18 protein-coding genes and 1 pseudogene are annotated in these 19,587 nt (G+C 68.0%); 12 read left to right on the top strand and 7 right to left on the bottom strand.

Annotated elements, in window-relative coordinates:
* Nucleotides 1-109: pseudogene (locus tag A8G15_RS29745) on the top strand (general stress protein); the annotation flags it as partial.
* Between the two features lie 109 nt (nucleotides 110-218).
* Nucleotides 219-1,082 (top strand): hypothetical protein, encoded by an 864-nt coding sequence (locus A8G15_RS08705; RefSeq protein ID WP_068157998.1) that lies wholly within the window; start codon nucleotides 219-221, stop codon nucleotides 1,080-1,082.
* A gap of 112 nt (nucleotides 1,083-1,194) precedes the next feature.
* Here the strand turns inward: A8G15_RS08705 and A8G15_RS08710 are convergent, their stop codons facing one another.
* On the bottom strand, nucleotides 1,195-2,718 hold the full coding sequence (locus A8G15_RS08710) for an MFS transporter (protein ID WP_068157999.1): 1,524 nt from the start codon (nucleotides 2,716-2,718) through the stop codon (nucleotides 1,195-1,197).
* A gap of 79 nt (nucleotides 2,719-2,797) precedes the next feature.
* Here A8G15_RS08710 and A8G15_RS08715 point away from each other — a divergent pair, with 79 nt between their 5' ends.
* The 3 genes from A8G15_RS08715 to A8G15_RS08725 all read left to right on the top strand — a co-directional run bounded on the left by A8G15_RS08715 (nucleotide 2,798) and on the right by A8G15_RS08725 (nucleotide 5,463).
* Nucleotides 2,798-3,910: a winged helix DNA-binding domain-containing protein gene (locus tag A8G15_RS08715; protein WP_068158031.1), complete on the top strand. Its 1,113-nt coding sequence runs from the start codon at nucleotides 2,798-2,800 to the stop codon at nucleotides 3,908-3,910.
* Between the two features lie 44 nt (nucleotides 3,911-3,954).
* A complete protein-coding gene (locus A8G15_RS08720) occupies nucleotides 3,955-4,551 on the top strand; it encodes a suppressor of fused domain protein (RefSeq protein ID WP_068158002.1) in 597 nt (198 codons plus the stop codon).
* A gap of 84 nt (nucleotides 4,552-4,635) precedes the next feature.
* Nucleotides 4,636-5,463 carry an SDR family oxidoreductase gene (locus A8G15_RS08725; RefSeq protein WP_068158005.1) on the top strand — a complete coding sequence of 276 codons (828 nt, stop codon included), beginning with the start codon at nucleotides 4,636-4,638 and terminating at the stop codon, nucleotides 5,461-5,463.
* Between the two features lie 6 nt (nucleotides 5,464-5,469).
* On the opposite strand, the gene A8G15_RS08730 is transcribed toward A8G15_RS08725, so the two are convergent.
* Nucleotides 5,470-7,236, bottom strand: a complete 1,767-nt coding sequence (locus tag A8G15_RS08730; protein WP_068158033.1) for a hypothetical protein — start codon at nucleotides 7,234-7,236, stop codon at nucleotides 5,470-5,472.
* Between the two features lie 32 nt (nucleotides 7,237-7,268).
* Nucleotides 7,269-8,336: a magnesium/cobalt transporter CorA gene (gene corA / locus A8G15_RS08735; protein ID WP_068158007.1), complete on the bottom strand. Its 1,068-nt coding sequence runs from the start codon at nucleotides 8,334-8,336 to the stop codon at nucleotides 7,269-7,271.
* A gap of 111 nt (nucleotides 8,337-8,447) precedes the next feature.
* On the opposite strand from corA, the gene A8G15_RS08740 reads away from it, so the two are divergent.
* From A8G15_RS08740 to A8G15_RS08755, 4 genes are all read left to right on the top strand, one after another.
* Nucleotides 8,448-9,302 carry a PHP domain-containing protein gene (locus tag A8G15_RS08740; protein ID WP_068158015.1) on the top strand — a complete coding sequence of 285 codons (855 nt, stop codon included), beginning with the start codon at nucleotides 8,448-8,450 and terminating at the stop codon, nucleotides 9,300-9,302.
* The gene (locus A8G15_RS08745; protein ID WP_068158016.1) at nucleotides 9,299-9,721 is read left to right on the top strand and encodes a hypothetical protein; all 423 of its coding nucleotides are present in this window, start codon (nucleotides 9,299-9,301) and stop codon (nucleotides 9,719-9,721) included. Before A8G15_RS08740 ends, A8G15_RS08745 begins: the two co-directional genes overlap by 4 nt.
* 416 nt (nucleotides 9,722-10,137) lie before the next feature.
* A complete protein-coding gene (locus A8G15_RS08750) occupies nucleotides 10,138-11,328 on the top strand; it encodes an NAD(P)-dependent malic enzyme (protein ID WP_068158017.1) in 1,191 nt (396 codons plus the stop codon).
* Between the two features lie 91 nt (nucleotides 11,329-11,419).
* Nucleotides 11,420-12,355: a glycine betaine ABC transporter substrate-binding protein gene (locus tag A8G15_RS08755; protein WP_068158018.1), complete on the top strand. Its 936-nt coding sequence runs from the start codon at nucleotides 11,420-11,422 to the stop codon at nucleotides 12,353-12,355.
* On the opposite strand, the gene A8G15_RS08760 is transcribed toward A8G15_RS08755, so the two are convergent.
* The 3 genes from A8G15_RS08760 to A8G15_RS08770 are packed head-to-tail and all read right to left on the bottom strand — an operon-like array spanning nucleotide 12,314 to nucleotide 15,646.
* Nucleotides 12,314-13,231, bottom strand: coding sequence for an alpha/beta hydrolase (locus tag A8G15_RS08760; RefSeq protein ID WP_068158020.1), 918 nt, complete (start codon nucleotides 13,229-13,231; stop codon nucleotides 12,314-12,316). The genes A8G15_RS08755 and A8G15_RS08760 overlap by 42 nt on opposite strands.
* Before the next feature lie 10 nt (nucleotides 13,232-13,241).
* Complete coding sequence (locus tag A8G15_RS08765) at nucleotides 13,242-14,069, bottom strand: SDR family NAD(P)-dependent oxidoreductase (protein ID WP_068158023.1); 828 nt, start codon at nucleotides 14,067-14,069, stop codon at nucleotides 13,242-13,244.
* On the bottom strand, nucleotides 14,066-15,646 hold the full coding sequence (locus A8G15_RS08770; RefSeq protein WP_068158035.1) for a flavin-containing monooxygenase: 1,581 nt from the start codon (nucleotides 15,644-15,646) through the stop codon (nucleotides 14,066-14,068). Before A8G15_RS08770 ends, A8G15_RS08765 begins: the two co-directional genes overlap by 4 nt.
* A 72-nt stretch (nucleotides 15,647-15,718) precedes the next feature.
* Between A8G15_RS08770 and A8G15_RS08775 the strand changes: the two genes are divergently transcribed.
* The 3 genes from A8G15_RS08775 to A8G15_RS30530 all read left to right on the top strand — a co-directional run bounded on the left by A8G15_RS08775 (nucleotide 15,719) and on the right by A8G15_RS30530 (nucleotide 17,999).
* Nucleotides 15,719-16,345, top strand: coding sequence for a TetR/AcrR family transcriptional regulator (locus A8G15_RS08775; protein ID WP_068158025.1), 627 nt, complete (start codon nucleotides 15,719-15,721; stop codon nucleotides 16,343-16,345).
* Nucleotides 16,346-16,929: 584 nt separating this feature from the next.
* Nucleotides 16,930-17,403 (top strand): LGFP repeat-containing protein, encoded by a 474-nt coding sequence (locus A8G15_RS29750; protein ID WP_169833875.1) that lies wholly within the window; start codon nucleotides 16,930-16,932, stop codon nucleotides 17,401-17,403.
* Complete coding sequence (locus tag A8G15_RS30530; protein WP_156665311.1) at nucleotides 17,400-17,999, top strand: MTB12 C-terminal domain-containing protein; 600 nt, start codon at nucleotides 17,400-17,402, stop codon at nucleotides 17,997-17,999. Before A8G15_RS29750 ends, A8G15_RS30530 begins: the two co-directional genes overlap by 4 nt.
* An 85-nt stretch (nucleotides 18,000-18,084) precedes the next feature.
* Here A8G15_RS30530 and A8G15_RS08780 read toward each other — a convergent pair whose 3' ends face one another.
* Nucleotides 18,085-19,335 carry a tyrosine-type recombinase/integrase gene (locus A8G15_RS08780; RefSeq protein WP_245687762.1) on the bottom strand — a complete coding sequence of 417 codons (1,251 nt, stop codon included), beginning with the start codon at nucleotides 19,333-19,335 and terminating at the stop codon, nucleotides 18,085-18,087.
* Between the last annotated feature and the right edge of the window lie 252 nt (nucleotides 19,336-19,587).

The following is a 19,587-nucleotide window of genomic DNA, read 5'->3' on the forward strand; positions in this document are numbered from 1 at the left end:
ACGGGACTTCTCGTCGACGATGCAGCTCGTCGCGGGACGCTACGACGTCCTGTGTGAACCGAAGACCGCCGAACGCGCCCGCGATCTGCTCGCCAAGCTCGCGCTGTAGACCGGTCCGCGCCCGGCGGGATCGACGTAGGCTCGCCTCATGACGATCCTCGTGACCGGCGCCACCGGCAACGGGGGCCGTCTTGACATCGACGAGTCCCGGTGACGCGATGGCCGGTGCCGACCAGGATTCCGAGGCGATCGCCGACGAACTGTACGGGCTCGACCCGAACGAGTTCATCGCAGCCAGGGACGAACACGTCGCACAGGCCCGCAAAGCCGGGGACCGGGACACGGCAGCGGCGATCGGCAAACTGCGCAAACCGACGGTCGCGGCGTGGCTGGTGAACCTGCTCGCCCGCGACCGCGCCGACGAACTCGCTGCGCTGCTCGACCTCGGTGGCGCGCTGCGTACTGCGCAACGCCGATTGTCCGGCAGCGATCTGCGCAAGCTCTCGGCACAGCGACGGCAGGCGGTCGGGGCGCTCGAACGTGAGGCGGGCCGGCTCGCCGTCGCCCACGGGCGTCGGGTGAGCGAGGCAGCGCTGCGGGAGGTCGGGCAGACGCTCAATGCGGCGCTGGCCGACCCGGACATCGAGGAGCGAGTGCGATCCGGCCGGCTCGAAACCTCCCTCGAGTACAGTGGATTCGGTGAGTCGGGTGCGGCTCCGCTGACAGTGGTTCGCGACCGGGTGAAGGAGACCGGCGCCGAACGGAGATCCGAGGACAAACGGGCGCGCGCTGCCGAGCAGGAGAGAGAGCGGGTCCGCGCGGCCGAACTGGAACGCGCGGTCGCCGACGCGGAAGCGGCTCGTGAGGCCGCCGTCGAGGCCCGGGCCGCCGCCGAAAGAGCCGAGCAGGAACTCGCCGAGCACGACACGAAAGTGCGGGAACTGCGCGAGCAGCTCGCGCACGCCGAACAGCAACGCGAGTTCGCGCGCAGCGCGGCCAAAGCCGCGGCGCAGGACGCGACGCTCGCCGAGCGGGCCGCCGCGGCGGCGAATGCAGCAGTCGGCCGGCTGCAGGGTGATTGACTGTGCGCCGGTACTCGCGCAACTCGGTTTCGTAACTCCTTCTGTGTGGATTCGTGTTCGCCCGGCGGGCACGAATCCACACAGAACGAAACAGGTCACACCACCATTCGCGTTACGGCAGCTCTGCCGCGCCAGTGGGATCGGCTTTCCCGACGGCGGATGTCCGGCCCCCGGCGAGCCCGCCGACCCCGGCCCATTCCGCGGCCAGCGCCGTCGCGTCGACCTCGTCCTCCTCGGCGTCGGTGAGCGTCCGCGTGGGTGTGCGCACGGTGACGAACACCAGGATCGCCGCGGCCGTCGCGGCGACCGCGGCGAGTCCGAACGCCGCGACGTAGGCACTCTGCTTCACATGGCCGTCGGTGGTGACGAGCGTCGCGAGCAGTGTGGTGACCAGCGCGCTGCTCAGTGAACTACCGACGGTTCGCGCGATCGAGTTGATGCTGTTGGCAACGCCGGTTTCGTCGGGCCGGACCTCCGCGACGAGCAGGGCGGGCAGCGCCGCGTAGGCGAGGCTGACGAATATCGAGACGAGGATCCCCGAGACGATGATCTGCCAGGTCCGGTCGTGCAGCACGGCGATGAGCACGAATCCGGCGGTGCCGATCATGCAGGACCCGCCGAGTACCCACTTCGCGGTGAAACGGTGCACGAGTCGGCCCGCGAGCGCCGCGGCGATCACTCCGACCAGGGCGCCCGGCAGCATGTACACGGTGGTCGCTTCGAGCACCGTCGAACCGAATCCGTAGCCCGCCGCCGGAGGCGTCTGAACGAAGTACGAGGTCGCGAGGAAGTTCACGAACATCGCGACGCCGACGAGCAACGCCGTCAGATGCAGCACGAGCACGGGGCGGTGGGTGAGCATGCGCGGCGGCACGATCGGTTCGTCGACGCGGCGCTCGAACGCAAACCATCCGGCGAGCACAGCCAGGCCACCGGCGGCGCACAGCCACGTGGCCGGTGAACGCCACCCCCACGTGCCGCCCTCCGACAGGGCCAGCAGTGCCAGGACCAGGCCCAACGACAACAGGACCGCGCCGGCCCAGTCGATCCGTCCGTGGGCGGCCGCTGCGCGCTTCGGGACGACAACCAGTGCCAGCGCAAGTCCGACGATGTTGAACACCACCACCAGCCAGAACACCCGCCGGTAGTCGGTGTCGCCGGAGACGGTCGCGCCGGTGAGAACCATGCCGATCGCTCCGCCGACACCCATCGTGCCGGACAGCAGGCCCATCGCGCCGATGAGCCGATCATGGTCCACTTCCTCGCGGAGCACCGCGATCCCGACAGGGAACAAGGCGAACGATGCACCCTGCAACACGCGGCCGACGACCAGTAGGGCGAACGAATCGGTGACTGCGCACAGCAGCGAACCGGCGAGCACGACGCACAGGATCCCGATGAGGATCGAGCGTTTGCCGCGCAGGTCGGCGAGCCGTCCGAGCACCGGGGTGGCGACCGCGGCAGCCAGCAGATTCGCGGTGAGCAGCCAGCCGGAGGCGGTGGTGCTCACGCCGAGCTGGTCGCGGATGGTGCCGACGATCGGCACCACGACCGTCTGCATCACTGCGACGGTGGTGACGATCAGGCACAGTGCGGGCAACAGCAGTCGAGTGCGCAACGTGCCGGATCTTCCCATTCGCTGACCGTAGCAGTGCTAAAGACCTGCGCGCCTACGGGATCCGGCAGACGGGACGCCGCGATGGGAAGGTGTGTCCGTGACACCACGCACCCTCACCGCCCGGGAACTCGGCCGCGCGACCCTCGCCCGTCAGCATCTGCTGCGCCGCAGCGCCCTCGAGCCGCTGCCGATGATCGAGCATCTGCTGGGATTGCAGGCGCAGGCCCCGGTGCCGCCCTACCTTGCGCTGTGGACCCGTATCCGCGGATTCGCGCCCGAGTCCCTCTCGGACCTCATCGCCTCCCGCGAGGTGGTGCGGATCGTGCTCATGCGCGGCACGATCTTCGCGGTCTCGGCGGCCGACGCGTGCGCGCTGCGGCCGTGGGTGCAGCCCCTGCTCGACCGGGACCTGGACACCAACACCACCCATGCGTCCGCACTGGCCGGGGTGGACCGCGACGCGCTCGCCGCGGCGGGACGCGACCTGGTCCGCGACGTGCCGCGCAGTCAGCAGGAACTGCAGCCGTTTCTGGCCGAACGATTCGCGGGCCGCGACCCGAAGGCCCTCGCCCACGGGGTGCGCGGCCTCGTGCCGATGGTGCAGGTTCCGCCGCGCGGACTGTGGGGGCGGTCCGGACTGCCGCGACTGGCCGCGCTCGACGAGTGGACCGGTCTGCCGCTACTCACCCCGGATCCGGAATCGCTGTTGCTGCGGTACCTGGGGGCGTTCGGTCCGGCGAGCGTGCGTGACGCGCAGGCGTGGTGCGGGCTCACCCGCCTGGGGGAGGTGTTCGAGCGGATGCGCGCGAGGCTCGAGGTGTTCCGCGACGAACGCGGCGTCGAACTGTTCGACCTGCCCGACGCCCCGCGACCCGACCCGGCGACCCCCGCTCCGGCCCGCATCCTCGCTCCCTTCGACAACGTACTGCTCTCCCACGCGGATCGCTCCCGGCTGGTCTCCGACGAGAACCGCGGCCGGATCATGACGCAGAACGGCATCGTCAAACCTGCCGTGCTCGTCGGTGGTACCGCCGCCGGGCTCGCCGACCTGAACATCACGAAAAAATCTGCGGCACTGGATATCACACCGTGGCGACGGCTGACGGCGTCGAATCGGTCCGCGCTCGAGGCCGAAGGGTTGCGGTTGCTGGACTTCGCGGCGCCGACGGCGGGCGGCCACCGCGTGCGATTCGTCGACGACGACCGCTGACCGGGCACGAGGATCGGAGACCGCGGGCGGCGTAGATTGCAGGAGTGACCGACGCCGTGCTCCCCGCAGTCCGAGCCCACTTGACCGGCCATGTCGTCGACGCGTCCGGCGCCGACCCGGAATCGGCGTCGGTGACGTTCCTGGGGCTCGAACCCATCGAGGTGTTGCGCTACCGGGCGGACGATTCCGGGCTCACCCGCTTCGTGACCCTCGGCTGCTCCCGCCACCCGATGGGCGATCCGGCGGCGATGGTCGCCGACCCGACGCGTGGCCCTCGCGCCGAACTGATCCTGAGTCTGCGGCACGCGGAGGGCATCACCGCAGGTGTGCACCGCACCCTCGCGATCCTTGCGGCGCTGCCCGCCGTCGAGGGTGTCGTCCTGACAGACGACGCCCTGCTCGATCTCGGCGAACCGCTGTGGGAGAACGCGCCGTTCACCGCCGTTCTGCTCGGGCCCAGCGACGTTCCCGACCTGGAGCTGCCCGAACCGGCCGATCCGGTCCGGTTCTTCGACGCGGTGCCCCTGACCGGAACCGAAGCGGCATGGAAGCGGCTGCGCGGGGCGGGTGCGCTGCGCGACGCCTGGGCCGAAGCCGGAATCGACGTGCGCGACCCCAATCGCGGCCAGCCGCAGATGTGATCCGATCCACTCCCGTTGATGGATGTGATCCACCTCTCCGGTGCTCTACAGTCGCGTCCATCCGATCATTCACGGGAGGCACGGATGGACAAGGACGTCGTCGTCGTCATCGGCGTGGGCGGCATGGGCCTGGCGATCGCTCGCCGGCTGGGCAGCGGCCGGAAGGTGCTGCTCGCCGATTTCAACGAGACCACGCTCGGCGCTGCGGCCGAGACGCTGCGCGGTGAGGGACACGACGTCACGGAACAGACCGTCGATGTCTCCGAACGGGATTCGGTCGTGGTCCTCGCCGATGCTGCTGCCGGACTCGGACGGGTCACCCACATCGCGCACACCGCGGGACTGTCTCCGGTGCAGGCCCCCACCGAGGCGGTCCTGCGGGTCGACCTCCTCGGCGTCGCGCTCGTCCTCGAGGAGTTCGCACGTGTCGTCGCGTCCGGCGGTGCGGGCGTCGTGATCGCCAGCATGGCCGGGCACATGTCGGGGGGCCTGCCCGCCGACCAGGAGAAGGCGCTCGCCACCACCCCGACCGACGAGCTGCTCGGGCTGCCGTTCCTGGCGCCCGAGACGCTGGGACACCCGGCGATGGCGTACGTGGTCGCCAAACGGGCGAACGCTCTGCGGGTGCAGGCGTCCGCCGGCGCGTGGGGCGCACGTGGCGCCCGTATCAACTCCATCAGCCCCGGTGTCATCTCCACCCCGATGGGCCAGGAGGAACTCGCCGGCGACTCCGGCGCGAACATGCGCGCCATGGTCGAGATGTCCGCGACCGGTCGTCTCGGTACGCCGGACGACATCGCGGCAGCCGCCGCGTTCCTGCTCGATCCGCAGGCCGGTTTCGTCACCGGCACCGACCTGCTCGTCGACGGCGGGGCGGTTGCCGCGGTCCGGAGTGCCGGCTGGGCCGGCTGACGGCGCTCACTGCTGTCTCGGTGTGACGACCCCGACCGGACCGCCGCCGAAGCACACGGCCGGTCCGGTCGCGGGGGAGCGCACCTGCAGTCCGCTGCCGCCTCCCGGCACCCGGGCGTAGACGGTGCCGAGGCCGGCCGCGACCGGGACCCGTGTGAGTGCCGCGCCCGGAAACCCGACCTCGATCTCCCCGGACCCGGCCGCGAGATAGTTCAGTTGCACGGTCCAGTCCAGTTCCATCATCGGGCCGTCGAGCGGCAGCACGACGGTCGTGCCCGGGGTGAGCCGGTACCCGCAGTCCGGTTCCGGTCCCGGCGGCACCCGGCGCACGGCGAACAGGGCGGCGTCGACGAGCGCGCCGGAGTCGTCGAGCACCGCCAGAGTGGCTGCGCTGTCGGTGATCTCGGATCGGCCGGGGAGAGCGGAGAAGACCGATCCGATGAGATTGTGCGGGTGGGTGACCGGCAGCAGCACCCACACCGACACCGGATGGTCCAGGATCGGCACGTCCGGGTGCGCGGTCAGTGCGGCGCGTGCGGAGGCGAGATAGTCGCCGGTCGGATTGTCGACCCAGCTCCGGGTGAACGTCACCGTCGACCACAGGGAACTCGCCGTGAACGCGACTGCGCAGGCGGCTGCGATCAGAGGGGAAGACCCGGCCGGCGCGCTGCGGGGTGGGGCCCGCAGGATCAATGCGGCCGCGATCGCGCCGATCACCGCCGAGTCGGCGAAATACCGGAGTGTCTGGGCGAGTTCGTACGTTGTCTCGGCACCGAACCGGGTGCTGATCATCGCCACGAGAGAGGCGATCACGTACGCGGCGGTCGCGGCCCACACCCATCCGGTTCGCCGACGGCGCCGCACACTCCACACCAGTGCCGCGGCCACGGCCACCCAGCTCACGACGATCAGGGCGATCGGCGGTGTCGCCCACGGTGGGCTCGGGTTCCAGCGTTCCCACAGCCACGGGCCGCCGAGCAGCGTCGGGACCAGTCCGTACGACAGTCCGTGGTGCGTCAGGCCGGACACCATCGCGAAGTCGGGGACACCGAAGCGTGATTCGACGAGCCCGAGGTAGCAGGCCGCCCACCCGGCGAGCAGCGCCGCCGAGACGATCCAGAGGCTACGCCCGCGGCGGGCGGCGAGGCGCACCGGTCGTGCGAGCCCGTCGACCCGGTAGGCGAGCGCAACGGTCGCGAACGCGACGAACGGCACCAGGATCGACTTTTCGAAGAACAGCAACGCGAGGGCGGTGACCACGGTCGCGGAGACCACGTGGCGGCGCCGCCCCGTGCGGGCGACCAGCAGTGCGTCGCCCGCGACCCACGCCAGCGCCGCCTGCATCGGCAGGGTGTTGAGCCCGGCGGCCCACCACGCGAACGCGGGTAGTGTCAGCGGCGTGAACAGGTAGAACACCAGCGGTCCCCACAGGGTCCGGCGCGGACCGAGCAGCAGCCACAGCACCCGAAGCATCGCGAGCGACGCGACCGCCTGCCCCAGCACCAGCGACACCGCGGCCGGCCACCACTGCAACGGCGCGAGCGCATCGGCGAGGGCGGCCACGACGAACGCGCCGGGCATGAGATGCCCGTCGTGATCGTGCAGCAGCAGATCGGCGGACCACAGCGGATAGGTTCCCGCGCGGCCGATCAGGATCAGATCGTCCCAGTAGAGCTCGCCGGCAGCGGCGACGACCGCGCGGACGACCACCTGCACCGCGACGAGCGCGAACCCCACACCGAGGACGAGCCGGGTCCGATCGCAGCGCCGCAGCGCGGTGCGGGGACGGTCGAGGACGGTTCCGCTCACAGCCACTTGTTGCGCCGGAACGTCAGGAACAGTGCGATGGTGATGACCGCGATCAGCGCGATGACCAGGTAATAGCCGTATTCCCAGTGCAGTTCCGGCATCTCGTCGAAGTTCATGCCGTAGATGCCGGCGATCATCGTGGGGACCGCCGCGATCGCCACCCACGCCGAGATCCGGCGCATGTCGGTGTTCTGCTGCACCGTGACCTTGGCGATCGCCGCGTCGAGCAGAGTACTGAGGGTTTCGTCGAAGGTCGCGATGCGTTCGGCGACGGTCGTGTGATGGTCGGCGACGTCGCGGAAGTACCGCCGCACGTCCTTCGGAACCGGGTTGCCGGGCGCCCGGGTGAGTTGTTGCAGCGGCGCGGCGAGAGGCACGACCGCCCGCCGCAGTTCCACGATCTCCCGTTTGAGGAGATAGATCTGCTCGACGGCGATGCGGGTGCTGGGGGTGAAGACGAGTTCCTCGAGGTCGTCGACGTCGGGTTCGATGAGGGTGGTCACCGCAAGGTAGGAGTCCACGACGTGATCGGCGACGGCGTGCAGCACCGACGCGGGCCCGAGCATCAGCCGCTCCGGCGACCGTTCGAGACGGCTGCGGACCTCGGACAGACCGGAGTGATCGCCGTGTCGTACGCTCACCACGAAATCGGGTCCGGTGAAGATCATGATCTCGCCGGTCTCGACGATCTCGCTGGTGGTCGTCACCGATTCGTGTTCGACGTAGTTGACGGTGCGCAACACCAGGAACAGCACGTCGTCGTACCGCTCGAGCTTGGGCCGCTGGTGAGCGTGCACGGCGTCCTCGACCATCAGTTCGTGCAGCCCGAACGTGTGCGCGACGCTCGTCATCTGGTATTCGTCGGGTTCGTGCAGGCCGAGCCACACGAATCCGGTGCCGCGGCGGCGGACCTCGGCGAGCGCCGCGGCGTGCGTGTAGCGGCCGGGCAGGCGACGGCCGTCGACGTAGATCGCGCAGTCGACGACGGCTCGCTCGGCCGGCACCGGGATCGCCGGCCGCGGGTCCGGGTCGCGGCGGGACGGCCTGGACGGCAGGTTCGGCATCGGTTCCCTTCCGCACGGCAGCTCGGCCCGGTCATGCTATCCCGCTCGTGGTTCCCGGCCGGGGGCGTTGCCCTGACCTGTTGTCCTGTCGCGGCCTGACAGACTGTCGGTGTGCGCATCGATCTGCATTCCCATTCGACGGCATCCGACGGAACGGACACACCGGCGGACCTGGTCCGTACCGCTGCGGCGGCGGGACTCGACGTCGTTGCGCTCACCGACCACGACACGACCGCGGGCTGGGACGAGGCGCTCGCGGCGTTGCCGTCCGGGACGACGCTGGTACGGGGCATGGAGATGTCGTGCACCGGTCGCGGCGAGGACGGATACCCCGTCGCGGTGCATCTGCTCGCGTACCTGTTCGATCCGGCCGACCCGGTGTTCGCTGCGGAGCGGGAGCGTCTGCGCGGGGAGCGGGTCGCGAGGATCCGTGCGATGGCGTACCGGATGGCCGAGGACGGCCTGCCGATCGACCCGGAGCGGGTCGTCGAGGCCGCGGGTCCGGTGGCGGGCCGGCCGCATCTGGCCCGGGCGCTCGTCGACGCGGGCGTGGTGCCGACGGTCGGGGCCGCGTTCACGGATCTGCTGTCGCCGCGGGGCCGCTACTACGTGCCCAAGGACGACACCGCGCTCGACGACGCGGTGCGCATGGTGGCGGCCGCCGGGGGAGTGGCGGTGCTCGCACACGCCCGTGCGCGGTCGCGGGGCCGGTTGCTGGCACTCGATCACATCGAGGAGCTCGCCGAGTACGGACTGGGCGGGCTCGAGGCCGAGCATCCCGATCACAACGATGCGGATGTGCGGTTGATGCGGGACATGGCCGCGAATCTCGGCATGTTCGTCACCGGCTCGTCGGACTATCACGGTGCGAACAAGGACATCGGGATCGGACGGTTCACGACGCACCCGGCGGCGTTCGAGGAACTGGTCGCGCGGTCGTCGGGTGTCGAGGTGGTCGTCGGATGAATGCGCGGCGTCGGCGCGGGGACGATTCGTACGACGAGAACTACTACAGCGACCCGTATTACGACGGGGACAACTACTACGACGAGTACTACGATGCGTCGGACGCGCCGACCGAGGTGTTCGATCGTGCCGGGCGTCGGGACAACGCCGCCGTGCGGGCGGTCCGGGGGCTGTCCGGGCTGGTGTGCGGAGCGGTCGTGGTCCTCGCGTTCGTCGTGGGCGGCGCCCAGTATCTGAGCGGCGACCGCGGAGTTCCGGGTCCGGGTGTCGAGTCGGTGTCGGCTCACGTGGTGGCAGCGCTGGTCGTGATCGCGGCTCAGCTGTCCGCGGATCGCCGTCGTGGATTGGCCGTTCTGCCCGGTTCCGGTGTGGTCTTCATCACTGCAATTTTCCTGATGTTCACGCAGTGGTGGGGATGAGTACTCGTATTCTCCCCGCTACCCGTGAGTAATTCGTCTGTTACGTGGACAAGACCCCGGGATTCGTCGAAACTCACAGGTGAAACGCTCGAAGAGTGAGACCTTCGCAACGAATAGCGATTTGATTGTTCTGTTGTGAAGGTGGCAAACTTGCGACCACTCCGGCACCGGAACTACCCCCTGATGTCGGACGAAGATGGCAGACCCTGTACAAGGGCTCGTCGCCAGGGCTCACCAGCCACGGCGCCATCACGCTCCGGAAGTCGTACAGCGTAGTACAGCGGTAACCGTGATCGCGCCCGGATGCTTCATCGAAACTGTCCTTGGCGAAGCACCTGCGAACGAAATGCAAGTCGTCGCAGCTACTTCGCAGTAACCGCGACCCGCGTGGTCACGGAACAAGCAGGAGTGTCATCGTGTCTATCGTGTCCGACGCAACGCCCCGCAAGCTCGAACTGACCGACGAAGAAATCTTCGACGCGCACATCGACGGGAAACTGTCCGTCGAGCTCACCTCGCCGCTCGAGAACCAGCGCGACCTGTCGATCGCGTACACCCCGGGTGTCGCCCAGGTCAGCCGCGCCATCGCCGCCGACGAAACCCTCGCGGCCCGCTACACCTGGACCAACCGCCTCGTGGTCGTCGTCAGCGACGGCACCGCGGTGCTCGGCCTCGGCGACATCGGCCCGCGTGCCTCGCTGCCGGTGATGGAGGGCAAGTCCGCCCTGTTCAAGAAGTTCGCGGGCCTGAACTCGATCCCTCTGGTGCTCGACACCAAGGACCCCGACGAGATCGTCGAGACCCTCGTGCGCCTGCGCCCGAGCTTCGGTGCCGTGAACCTCGAGGACATCTCCGCTCCCCGCTGCTTCGAGATCGAGCAGCGCGTCATCGAGGCCCTGGACTGCCCGGTCATGCACGACGACCAGCACGGCACCGCCATCGTGGTGCTCGCGGCGCTCAAGGGTGCCGTCAAGGTCCAGAACCGTGACATCGCCGGCCTGCGCATCGTCATCTCGGGTGCCGGTGCGGCCGGCGTGGCCTGCACCAACATCCTGCTCGCCGCCGGTGCCACCGACGTCGTCGTGCTCGACTCGAAGGGCATCGTCTCCCGCGAGCGCACCGACCTCGGCCCGATCAAGTCCGACCTCGCCGAGCGCACCAACCCGGCCGGACGCCACGGCGGCCTCATCGAGGCCCTCGACGGTGCCGACGTGTTCATCGGTGTCTCCGCCGGCACGGTGCCCGAGGAGATCGTCGCGACCATGGCCGACGACGCGATCGTGTTCGCGCTGTCGAACCCGGATCCGGAGATCCACCCGGACGTCGCGAGCAAGCACGTTGCGATCGTCGCGACCGGCCGCAGCGACTTCCCGAACCAGATCAACAACGTGCTGGCCTTCCCCGGTGTGTTCAAGGGCGCGCTCGATGCGGGTGCCCGTCGCATCACCGAGGGCATGAAGCTCGCTGCCGCCGAGGCCATCCTCTCGGTTGTCGGCGATGAGTTGGCTGTGGACAAGATCGTCCCGAGCCCGCTCGATCCGCGCGTCGCGCCCGCCGTCGCCGAGGCCGTCGCGGCCGCGGCGAAGGCCGAGGGTGTCACCGGCTAGCGGCATCGCACCGCACGCCCCGGACGGAGCCCGCACCAAGGCTTCCGGGCCGGGGCGTTCGGCGTCGCCGGGAGTACGCGAGGATGGCACGGTGACCACGAACTCGAAGAGCACGGCACGGTGGGGCGCAGCCCTGATCGCAGCGGCAGCAGTGTCGGCGGTGCTCGCCGGATGCGCGTCACCGGTCCTCGACGACACCCCCGGACCGTCCGGCGTGGTCGTCGGCGCAGGCCCCGGCGCCGACGGTGAACTCCTCGCCCATCTCTACGCGGGGGCGTTGCGTCGCACCGGAATCGACGCGGCGGTCCGCGACCTGGACGACCGGGCAGGGACGCTCGCCGCACTGGACTCCGCCGAGGTCACGCTCGTCCCCGGCTACACGGGCCGGCTGCTCGGGTACTTCGAACCATCCGCACCGCAGACCGACGCCGAGGACGTGTTCGCCGCGCTCGGCCGGGCGCTGCCCACGGATCTGACGGTCACCGACTACGCGACCGCCCAGGACCGGGCCGTCCTCGTGTTGAGCGAGGCGACCTCGGCCGCGTTCGGAGTCACCGACATCGACGGGATCGCCGGTCGCTGCGCCGAACTCACGGTCGCGGCGACACCGGCCTTCGTGGAGTCCGGGGGCCTCGACGCGCTGGACGCGACCGGGTGCGTGCCCGCTGCCGTCGAACGGGTCGACGACGACGCTGCCGTGCACGCCGTGACCGACCGGGGTGCGCTCGGTGCGCTCACGACCGCGTCGCCGGCGCTTGTCGGCGCCGACCTTGTCGCCTTGGCGGATGTCCCGGACCGTTCGCCCGGGGACGACGAGACCGGCGGGGACGCCCCGGCTCCCGTGTTCACGGCGCAGAACGTCGTCCCGTTGTTCCGGCGGGACGTGTTCGGGGAGCGTCAGCTCGACGCGCTCCGGGTGATCGCCGGTGAGCTCACCACCGCCGACCTCGCCGAAATGCGCGGCAGGGTCGACGACGGTGAGGACTCAGCGGTCGTCGCCGACGAGTGGCTCGGCGAGCATGCGTGAGCGCAGGAACGCGCCCAGGTCGACGATCGCATCCGCGGCCTCGCGGACCAGCGACGCCTGCAGGTGCGCGACGTGCCACAGGCGGGGCTGTTCGGTGACCCGCACATCGACGCCGGCCGCCCGCAACCGCCGGGCGAACTCGGAGACCTGCGGATAGAGCACCTCCGTGGTGCCGACGTGGATCAACGTGGGCGGGAGGCCGGTCAGGTCGCCGTGCATCGGCGCATAGCCGGGATCGGCCGGGTCGCCGCCGCCGAGGTACGCCTGGGCGGACGGGAACGCCCACGCCGTGGTGAGCACCGTGTCACGGTCGAACGGGACGTCGCGCGCCCCCGGATCCACCCACGGTGACAGCAGGCCGAGTGCGGCCGGGGTCACCCCGTGCCGGTCCGCGAGCCGCCGGGCCGTCGCGACCGTCAGTCCACCCCCGGCGGAATCCCCGGCGATCGGGGTGCGTGCTGCGTCCACGCCGCGTTCGGTGATCAGCTCGAGATACGCGGCCACAGCGTCGTCGAGTGCCGCCGGATACGGATTCGCCGGTGCGAGACGGTAGTCCAGCACGTACACCGCCGACTCGGTCGCCGCCGCCAGATGTGCTGCGAGGGACCGGTGCGTTGCCGGGGACCCGCACGTGTACGCACCGCCGTGGAGGTACAGCACGGCGGTCCGTCGCTCGGTCGCGCCCACCGTGATCCGTTCGGCGGGACGGCCGGCGAGGGTCGTGTGCTGCACGACCGTGCCGGGCGGCAGGGTCTGGATCGGTGCCGCAAGTTCCAGCAGACGCTGCCGCACGGGATACGACAGTCGCGGGTTGAGCGCGAGCCGGTACATCGGGCGCAGGGCCGCGCGGACGAGCGGCAGCGGGAACTGGGGCATCGGAGGTTTCCTAACCCTTCGGCAACACGCGGCCGGCGATGATCGCGACCACTCGCTGATAGGACGGTCCGACGAGCCGCACCCACGCGTCGAGCAGTTTCGCGTCGGCGCCGATGAGCACCCGTGCCCGGTTCCTGCGCACGCCGTCGACGATGGTCTTCGCGGCGTCCTCGGGCGTGGTGCGGGCGAGCTTGCTGTCGAAGAACTGCGCGAAACTCGCCTGGTCGTCGCCGTCCGGCACGGTCGCGTTGCGGGCGATCGCGGTCTTGATACCGCCCGGGTGCACGCACGTGACCCGGACGGGGTGGCCGGCGATCAGCATTTCCTGCCGGAGTGATTCGGTGAATCCGCGAACCGCGAATTTCGCTGCGTTGTAAGCGGTCTGACCCGGCATGGACAGCAGGCCGAACAACGACGAGACGTTGACCAGGTGGCCGTCGCCGGATGCGATCAGGTGCGGCAGGAACGCCTTGCTCACGTTGACGACGCCCCAGAAATCGACGTCCATGATGCGTTCGATGTTCTTGAACTCGGTCCGCTCGAACTCGCCGTGGTAGGCGATCCCGGCGTTGTTGTAGACCTGGTTCACCACACCGAACCTCTCGAGCACCGCGTCGGCATACTCGAAGACTGCTTCGCGCTGGGTGACGTCGAGATGGGTGGAGTGCACCTCCGCGCCGAGATCCTTTGCCCGCTGCACCGTTTCGGCGAGTCCGACGGTGTCCACGTCGGACAGGGCGAGGCGTGTGCCCTTCGCGGCGAGCGTCACGGCCAGCGCCCGCCCGATGCCCGATCCGGCGCCGGTGACGACGGCGACCCTGCCTGCGAATTCGCTCATCGGACTGCTGCCTTCCCGGTGCTCTGCTCGGACTCTTCGGTCTGCTCGGCGACGGTCGCGGCGACCGCCGGGGTCAGGTCCGCGGCCGCCACGCCACGATACGCTTCGAGGTCGAAATTCTTGGTCAGGCGCCGGAATTCGAAGGTGAACCCGGGCCACAGCGTGGTGTTGTTTCCGTGCTTGTCGAGGTACCAGCTCGCACAACCGCCGTTGTTCCACACGCTGTTCTTCAACGCGTCCTGCAGCTTCCGGTTGTACTCGTCCTGGAATTCCTGCCGGACCTCGATCGTCCCGATCCGGTGCCGGTCGAGGGTGTCGATCGCGTCGACGACGTAGTTGAGCTGCGATTCGATCATGTACACCATCGAGGTGTGGCCGAGACCGGTGTTCGGGCCGACCAGGAAGAACAGGTTGGGGAATCCGGCGACGGCGCTGCCCTTGTAACCCTGCATGCCGGTCTCGTCGAACACCTCGGCCAGCGAACGGCCGTTCTTGCCGACGATGCCGGCGAACGTGGGGGAGTCGGTGACGTGGAAGCCGGTCGCGACGACGATCGCGTCGACCTTCCGGACCGTGCCGTCACGGGCGACGACGGAGTCGGCGCGCACTTCGGCGATGCCGTCGGTGATTACGTCGACGTTCGGGCGGGCCAGCGCCGGAAAGTAGTTGTTGGAGATCAGCATGCGCTTGCAGCCGATCCGGAAGTTCGGGGTGACCTTGCGACGCAGTTCCGGATCGGAGATCTGACGGCGCAGGTGCCGGCGGGCCGCGAACTCGAGCGGCTTCATGAAGATCGGGGCCTTGGCCAGGCCCACCACCTGGGTTTCCCGGGTGAGGTACTGCAGCGCCCGCGACAGTCGCTGAGCGCCCGGCACGTACTTGAACGCGAGGTGCTCGACGGTCGTGTACTCGCGGTCCGCGCGGGGCAGCACCCACGGCGCGGTGCGCTGGTAGACGTCGAGGTGCTCGACGCGGCCGGCGATCGCGGGCACGATCTGGATCGCCGAGGCGCCGGTGCCGATCACCGCGACACGCTTGCCGGTCAGGTCGGCCTCGTGGTTCCAGCGGGCCGAATGGAAGATCTCGCCTTCGAAACCCTCGATGCCGGGGATGTCCGGCAGCGACGGCTCACACAGTGCGCCGACCGCGGATACCAGGATCTTCGCGCTGAAGTCGCCCGTCGTGGTGTGCACGTCCCAGCGGAACGTCGCGGTGTTCCAGCGCGCTCCGAGGACGTCGCACCCGAAGACGGTACGGCGGCGGACGTCGTACTTGTCGGCGACCGAGGAGATGTATCGCTGGATCTCCGGCTGGGGCGAGAACGAGCGCGTCCAGTCGGGGTTGAGGGCGAACGAGTACGAGTACAGATTCGACGGCACGTCGCACGCGGCACCCGGGTAGGTGTTGTCGCGCCACGTACCGCCGACCTCGTTGCCGCGTTCGAGGACGAGGAAGTCCTTGCCGGCGCGGGTGAGCCGGATGGCGGCCCCGAGTCCGGCGAACCCGCTGCCGATGATCAACGTGTCGACCTGCCGTGCGGCGGTGCCGGCGGCGGTATCTGTAACCGGGAGACTCATGTACATGAGCGTAGGGGTCTATTGAGAGATGGTCAACAGTGTTGTTGACTCTAATTCAACAGAGGTGCTTGCATGGCAGGTGTGAACACCACCGGCACCAAACGCACCAGGCTGAGCCCGGCCCAGCGCCGCGCGCAATTGATCGACCTGGGCGTGCAGATGCTGTCGGAGCGGCCGCTCGAACAGATCTCCGTCGACGAGATCGCCGATCAGGCCGGGGTGTCCCGGGGACTGCTGTTCCACTACTTCGCCAGCAAGCACGACTTCCACGTCGAGATCGTCCGGCACATCAGCCGCGACATGCTCGAGCGCACCGCGCCGGACGAGAGCCTCGACCCGATCTCGATGCTGCGCGGCACCCTGGTCGCCTACGTCGACTACGTCACCGAACGCCGCGACACGTACGTCTCGATGCTGCGCGGCGCCGGCAGCAGCGACCCCGACATGACCGAGGTCTTCGAACAGACCCGGACGGCGATGGTCGACCGCACGGCCGCGCACCTGCCGCTCCTCGGGATCGAGTTGACCGCCGCCGTCCACCTCGCGGTCCGCGGATGGATCGCGTTCGTCGAGGACACCACCATCGAGTGGCTGCGCGATCCGCGGATCACCCGGGAGGAGTACATCGACCTCGCCGTCGGGGCGCTGCCCGCCGTGGTCGTGGTCGCGGGTGCGCCGGCGGACGCCTCTCCGTCGTAGCCGCCTCACCCCACTTCACCGGACTTGAGGGATGCAAGCATCGCTGCTGACAACACCAGCCGCCTGATAATCTGCCGCCGTTTCGGCATCGTTCCCACTACGGCACCGTGCGGCGGCTGACCCCTACTCGGGTCAACAACCGCAGGCGTAGAGCCGAACCTCGTCGCACGAGCGGCCACTTCTTTGCGTTCCTGCTTCGACTTCTAGTTCAAGAGCCTGCGCTCGCGTGGCGAGCTGTGAGGTCTCCTGATACCACGTCGATGGAACGATGCACTGTTCGTCAGAAGGGCACTCCGCGTGCCACAACCTCCTCACACCGCGAACATCGAAATGACACTACTTCAGCGACTTCTACAGTCGATAAATCAAAGGAGCGGAGATCTTATACCTACCGATCGAACCGCGCTCGTCCAAAATCGACGGTCTTTTTGCACTCGAAGTTTCGCGCCCGGTTCTCCAAAACACGGCTAATGTCCGATACCATCCAGGCGGGAGGCTGGGGAATCTGAAACCGAAATCGGTATCGACTGCACAGCCAGGGGACTTCAAAGAACCAGGAGGGGTGAAACATGCTTCTATCAAGGATGAACGAGAACACGAAGAGGCTCCTGACAATCGTGGTCGCCGTTCTAACAATGACAGCTGGAACTTTCGGCCTGACAAGCAAAGAGGCTAAGGCGGATGGCCTCTACTGCGGCTACTGGGTGCTGGGTCTCATTGAGGCAAAGTACCTTCAGAAGGGCGGGCTCGGTGGGCCGCTGGGATGTCCCACGTCGAATGAACTGAGTAACCCCGGATCCACCGGCAAACGCAGTGAGTTCGGAAACCGCGGGATAGTGTACTGGAAGAATTATGCACCGGCAGCACACCCAGTTTGGGGAGTTATTCTTATCTCCTGGGGCCAGGTCGGGTACGAAGCTGGAATATTTCGATACCCAATCAACGACGAGTACATCGCAGAGTACTCAAATGGTCAACCAATCTTTCAGCAGAATTTCGAATGTGGTTACATCCGAGCCTTCAACGTTTTTTCGACGCGCTTCTACACTTGCGTTTGACGGAACCAGGCCACAAGAGGAAGCTGGATTCAATCGGGAGGATGGGCATGAACGGTAGAGACAGGATGATGGTCGGGCTCGGAGCTGGCCTCGCAGGCGCAGCGGTCGTCGCAGGTGTGAGTTTTGCGGTTGTGGCAAGCGCCCAGCCGTCCACCTCGACTCCTGCAGTACCTTCGCCCAGGGAGGCCCCACAGACACTTGCTCCATCAGCCCCCGCGTCTTCATCGCTGGAGGAGCTTCAGGCCAAGGCCAACATGATCACCGATCCTGGGCAGGAGACCGCCCTTCAACGTGCGGCCGTCGATCCAGGGATGCAACCTGTCTCCGGAGAAGGACCACAGCCCACTATTTACGATCCTGCCACCGTTGCCGCCGGAGATCCGGGAACGATGAGGTTTGAGGTAACACGGGTCGAGCAAGAAGGCAAAATTCTCTGGGCGCTCGGGAACGGGTACTACGGAGACACGAATGCAGGTGAGGGAAAGCTGCCGTTCGTTCAAGATGATGGTGAGTGGCGGATCGACCGCTCGTGGGTCTGCGCGTTGACTCAGCGCCCCGAGGGGTACGCCCCTCAGCCAGGCTGCGAAGCTTTTTGACTGTGAATCATCTTCTCAGCTCAGGGGCTGGCCCTATTCGGGCGCTGGCCCCTGATCTGCATTGATGGGCAAGTACTCAACATGCTCAGCTGTTGAGGACCGGTATGCCCAGATCAACCGGACTAGCGGCCCGTGTCGAGCTCCTCTGTTGCATCCGGTCCACACTGACCAGCTTCGCTGCGGCGGCTTTGAGGCTGACACGTAGTCCTTCGACCTCACCTGTCCAGCCGTTGACCTGCGCTTCCTCGATCCGATCGCGCAGATTCGCAATGATCTCCACCAGTCGGCGTCGAGCACGCGGATCCACCCGGAGACTCGGACATCGGAGGCAAGCGTGTTCGTGCTTGCACGGAGTGCCGTAGGGGCGGCCACAGGTACCGAGTTCGAGTTTGCGCAGCTCGAAATGCTGCTGGAAGTCTTGCCACTCCTCGTCGGTGGGTTCGCGATATTCAGCGACCGGGCGCACAGCACGACGAGCATCGAGAAACGAACGGTAGGAGCGGACCAACTCGTCGTCGAACACCGCCATGTAGGCCTGAGTGGTGTTGAGGTTCTTGTGCCCCAACAGCCGGCCGACGATGTGGACGGGCAGCCCGCCGGTTACCGCCTCGGTGGCGAACATCCGGCGGAAATCGTGGGGGGTGTAGTGCGGCGGGCTGCCGGTAGCGTCGGTCAGGCCCGATCGCGCCACGGTCTGGGTGAGCCAGGTCTGCACCGTGGTGGTGGCCGGCACCACCCATTTCCAGCCCATACGGTGCTGAAACAGATGCGGCAGAGGTGGACCGGCGACACGCTCGTGCGGATCGTAACGGGCGCTGAGAGGAACGGTGCCCCCGTTCTGGGCGCGCAGACGTGTGATCATCGAGGCCAGCACACTGGCCAGTTCCGGACTGACCAGCAACAGACGCTCCTCGTGGCTTTTCGACGGCACGATCTGCAACATCGGCACCAACTCGCCCGTGCCGGGAACCGTGTAGGAGACCAACCCCAGGTGAGAGATCTCGAGGAGTTCCTCGACCCGGACACCGGTGTGCCGCAACGTCTCGATGCTTGCCCACGCCCAGAACGCATCGGACTCGGTCTTGTCGACATCGATCACCTCACCACTGACCACATCCTCGATGCGATGAGGCGGCGAGGGCAGCCCTCGCATGCGTGCAGTGGTGAAGTACCGAGGAAGCACACGCCGATAGCTGCGCCCGGCATAGTCGATCGTTGCCCCCACAGGTGCGGCGTCGACTGCCGCCAGCAATGCTGCTTGCTCGCGTCGGTGACAATCAGCGGTCTCGAGCAGGATCGGCAGATGCGGCAGACGTTCGCGGACACGTTGGTGCATCTCGGCGGTGGTGGAGCGGCGAGCCTTCGTCTGTCCGCCGACGTCGCGTTTGCGGATCGGGTTGGGAACGCTCCACTGCGCCCAGGCCGGGTCCTGTAGGGACCATTCCTGCAGGTCACGATAGAACGAGCGGACACACATCACGACGTCCAGGCTGCACTTGCGTGGACGGGTCGAGCCGTCCTTGGAGATGACCATCCGGATCCGCTGTTTCCAACCCTCGGCGACGTCGTCGATAGTGCCCCGTGGAGT

The sequence above is a fragment of the Rhodococcus phenolicus genome (genome assembly GCF_001646785.1).
Classification (GTDB): domain Bacteria; phylum Actinomycetota; class Actinomycetes; order Mycobacteriales; family Mycobacteriaceae; genus Rhodococcus; species Rhodococcus phenolicus.